This is a genomic window from Streptococcus sp. HMSC062D07, from assembly GCF_001814215.1.
Lineage (GTDB): Bacteria > Bacillota > Bacilli > Lactobacillales > Streptococcaceae > Streptococcus > Streptococcus infantis_I.
Genome location: NZ_KV815321.1, coordinates 1 through 3994, shown reverse-complemented (window position 1 = coordinate 3994; position 3994 = coordinate 1). Strand labels below are relative to the sequence as shown.

Sequence of the window (3994 nt, the reverse complement as noted above, 5' to 3'; positions counted from 1 at the left end):
TAAAAAAGCACGGGTCAGAGCTTCACGGAGTTTCAGGAGCTTCCACCCGTTCAGCACTCCAAAGCGTTTATAGTAACCCCAACGGCTCCACCAGGTGCGCCACTTAGAAGCGCCCTGCTCCTGAAAAGAGCCCTCTACTAGCTCAAACTTTCTCATCTCCTTTCTCCTTAGCTTCTTTTTTAAGCTCTCTAATGATTTTTCTTCTCATTTTCTCTCTTTCTAGCTCTAACTTTTCTTTTTGTTTCTTTAATCTCTGTTTTGCTCTCTCCAGCTTCTCACGTTCTTTCTTAGTCTTTTTCTCTAATCTGTTTTTAATTTTATCAACTCTTTCATTAACTTGGTCAGTAGCTAACTTTCTGTCTTCCTTAGCCTTTCTTCTTCGCTCCGCTTCAGCTTCTTCCCTCTTCCTTTTTTGCTCTTCAAGCTCCTTCGCCCTCTGCTCCATATCAATTTCTTCCCACTCTTCAGGATTAGAAACATAGGAGCTTTGACCACTTAGAAGGTTTTTCACTATTTTTTCTAGCGTCTTACTGTCTATCTCTTCAATGGTTTTATGAGATTTTAAAGATTCTTGCTCATAGTTCAACTCTCTTAAATGAGTTTCATTTTGCAAGATTTTCCAAAAATCTATGCCTTTTTCTTCGCTGATTTTAGCTAAAAGAGACAATGACGGAGCAACGGAACGATTAAGCCAGCTCAAGATTGATTTTATATCATTTAAGCCGTTTTCAGGCTCTTTCAACTCGTGTTGTGTAGCTTTTTGCTGACTTAGGAAGTTGAGCCAGGACTGATCAACTTCCCAGCGACTTTTTTTCTTGTCCTTACCTTGTGGCGGAACTTTAAAAGTCACAACGTCAGCAAGCAAAGCCAAATGCAAAGGCAATAACTCGCCTTTTCTGACTATAATCTCCCGTCTTACAAGTTCAGTTTTACTTCTACCGTTGAAAGATAACTCAAAACGCTCTATAGTGTCGCAACCAGTTGCCCAAGCAGGCAACTGCTCGACTTTAGAGATAAGCTCTAAATCCTTGCGATAAGCTCTTAAATAGACGTTTCCTTTGCTTCCTACGTCAGCCCGACTTTTACCAAAATACACAGTAGAACCTAGCAAGTTACCCGAAGCATCTCTTTCATCAAATCGGTTAAAACGTCTTTTCTTGCTTGTAAACTCTTGATTTTCAAGCTTTTCAATCATTTTAGACAAAGGGAAAATAGTATTGTTTGCAACGTCCAGGGCTATATCTATCCGTGAAACCCAGCCCCCATTTTCTCCGATGTATTTCATCACTTTCACTAAAAAATCTTGATTACTTAAGCCAAGACGGGCGCAACCAATACCTGAAAATGAGTATAAAATACTAGAGTTGTCAGCTTTCCACGCAATAATTAGACCATCAGAGCGAACACTTTCGTTATAGCCATAAATCCCTTTTCCCTCAGAAAAAGAGCCATCAATTAAATTCAACCCCAAAAAATCAAGGAAAGCAAACCGAGGAGAAACAACCTCGTTACCGTCCCAGATTTGGTCAGACGTAAAAACCACGTTCAAGTAGTCAATAGACACATTCAGAACATCTTTCAAAACATTGTTTAAATTTTTTTCTTTTTTCATAAAACACCTAAATGTCCTTCATCCCCCCATAATTATCATAACGGGGGGTCCAGGTTCGCCCTTTCGGGCTCCCCTGGAAATCCTCGTTATTCATTTAAAAACTCGTGTTTTCTAACTCTCAAAATCTCAATCCCTAAAGCATAATAAGGCCAATCAGATTTTTTCAAAAACACTTCGTTTTCATCTAGTAGGCGCAACGCTGAAACATATTGACCGTTAGCCCACAAAGCAAAAGCAGAATCAATCTTTTTCAAGGCATCACTTTTGACATACTTCACATCACATCTTGAAACCCAATCTTTCAGGTTGTTCAAAATCTCAGCATCTGACTTGTTGCACCAGCCGTCTTTACTTGTTGTTATCATTTTGATTACCTGCAAAATTATGAGCAACAGAAAGAGCTTCGAGCTCGTCCAAGTAGTAAGAGTGGTCTTTGCTAAAGTGATAGCCTGACGCTTGAAGCTCATAAAGAGCTCCTGGACTCAAGTCATATAGTCCATCAAAAACAACTCTGACACGGTCACCAGTTCCAAAGTGTGTCAAAAGATAAGTCCAGCCTTGTGGCTCTTGTGAACGTTGCGAACGCCCGTCCGCCCCGATCACGTTCGAGCCATCAGGATTTTTTAACTTGGGAAAATACTGCACTGGAGTAGTTCCAGGATACTGTACAATTAACGTAAAACTTTCTTTTGAGCTTGTTTGCGTAGGAAGAAACGTCTTCCAATCGTTATTTTTATTATTTGCCAAAATAAAAGGCCCTCCAGATAATTATCTTAGGAAGCGCCTCGTCTTATTTCTTATTTAGTCTAAAAGCTTGACCTTTTCGGTCTTTTCTGATAGAATTTTATAAGAATTAGATGAGGACGTTAAATCTACTTGCCGGTGATAGACGTCCTTTTTCCTTTTACTTTGGTAATGCTTTCTTCATTTTAGCACTTTTAAAAAGTAACGTCAAGGCAGGGCAGTTCTTCCTACTAGTCCTATTTTACGTTATTTTTTTTGCGCAAATGGACGCAAACACCCCATCACTCCATTTTGCTATTTTTTCATTTTCTTGTAGAACACAAAGAAAATCAGCTTTATTTTCGCTTGAAGCTCGTCCTGGTACGATAGCCCTAAAACTTCTCTAAAACGCCAAATTAACGGGAAATTGGAAAAAGCCATTTTTACAGGGTTTTCCCCCCGTTTCGGGCGCCCTTCTACAAGTGGTTCCCCCTTGCGAGGGTCTAGGCAGACCAACCCCCGAAAGTCTTTCAGCCTTCCGGCTGGCGGTCATAAGCCTACCCGTGCAAGGCCCACTTGTAAAGGGTCTAGACTAGCGCCCTTTCCGTGTCGTAATACGTGACGAATCCGCCCCATTTAGAAACATTTTCCAATTTTCCGAGAGATGGAACCTGATACCTTCCTGGCTCCCTTCCTAGTTGTCCATCTACATAGACAAAGCCTTCAAACTGACGAGCAGAGCGAGCCCCAGGGCTGGCCGTTGGGAAAACCATTCGCACCAGTTCAGCAGGTGCACCGCCGAGAAGAATTTTTGTCGATAGTTGCGACCTCACGGCATTCGGGATAGTGTCCACGCTAGCAAACTGCGAAGCAACTACAAGAATAACGCCACTTGAGCGACCTTTTAAGGCTATCTGAGTAAGCAAAGCGATCAGCTCTGCTTTTTCTTTTGCTTGCGCAGAAGCTACCAAAGCCCCGAGCTCATCGATGGCTACCACTAGCGGAGTAAGTCCCACCTCGCTAGCCTTAAGGCCTAAACGTTGCTGACGTGCTCCTTCTTTTCCGAGGAAGTCTTCTCGTTGCTCCATTTGAGCTACAACATAGCCGAGCATAGAAAGGACGTCAGAGACTCCAGAGGCACGTTGTAGGACGCTAGAAAGAGCCTGAAGCTCGTTCTTACCGTCCACCAGGTAAACCTGGGAGCCACCTGCCAAGAATTGAGCCAGGAAAGCAAGAAGCGTTGTCGTCTTCCCAGCCCCCGACTTACCAAACAAGCCAAGACCTGGAGACTTTTCGAAATCAACAATTAAGCCTTTCTGCAGAGCAATCTTAAAAGGCACCGCAGAGGAAATAACAGAAGTCACGTCTAAGCGCTTATCAGAAGCGACATCCTCAAGGATAAAGACCGAATAAACCCCTCCAGGCTCTCGCCAAAAGTCCACCACCTCAAAGGCTTCCCAGTCTTTTCTTGTCGCTACTGAGATAAGTTCAGCAAGTCTTTCGTCTTCATCAAGTCCAGGAAGTCTTTCAATTTTGACCTCAAGCACCCCATCACTTGCTAGTAGCTCAATCCAGGGCACACCAACAAGAGAGGTTTTCAGCATTGGATTTACTGACTGCACGTCTAAAAAAGCACGGGTCAGAGCTTCACGGAGTTTC

The 3994-nt window shown here is 42.8% G+C and carries 4 protein-coding genes; all 4 read right to left on the bottom strand.

Features of this window, described 5'->3' with window-relative positions:
* Positions 1 to 142: 142 nt before the first annotated feature.
* Positions 143 to 1612, bottom strand: a complete 1470-nt coding sequence (locus HMPREF2957_RS00270; RefSeq protein ID WP_070676957.1) for a replication initiation factor domain-containing protein — start codon at positions 1610 to 1612, stop codon at positions 143 to 145.
* 86 nt (positions 1613 to 1698) lie between these two features.
* On the bottom strand, positions 1699 to 1977 hold the full coding sequence (locus HMPREF2957_RS00265) for a hypothetical protein (RefSeq protein ID WP_070676956.1): 279 nt from the start codon (positions 1975 to 1977) through the stop codon (positions 1699 to 1701).
* On the bottom strand, positions 1961 to 2215 hold the full coding sequence (locus HMPREF2957_RS09050) for a hypothetical protein (protein WP_148131960.1): 255 nt from the start codon (positions 2213 to 2215) through the stop codon (positions 1961 to 1963). Before HMPREF2957_RS09050 ends, HMPREF2957_RS00265 begins: the two co-directional genes overlap by 17 nt.
* Before the next feature lie 707 nt (positions 2216 to 2922).
* A partial coding sequence (locus HMPREF2957_RS00250; RefSeq protein ID WP_070676953.1) for an FtsK/SpoIIIE domain-containing protein occupies positions 2923 to 3994 on the bottom strand: 1072 nt, incomplete at its 5' end.

Excerpts from the sequence above, each read along its gene's own strand:
- HMPREF2957_RS00265 (WP_070676956.1), bottom strand. The coding sequence starts at position 1,977 with ATGATAACAACAAGTAAAGACGGCTGGTGCAACAAGTCAGATGCTGAG.
- HMPREF2957_RS00270 (WP_070676957.1), bottom strand. The coding sequence starts at position 1,612 with ATGAAAAAAGAAAAAAATTTAAACAATGTTTTGAAAGATGTTCTGAAT.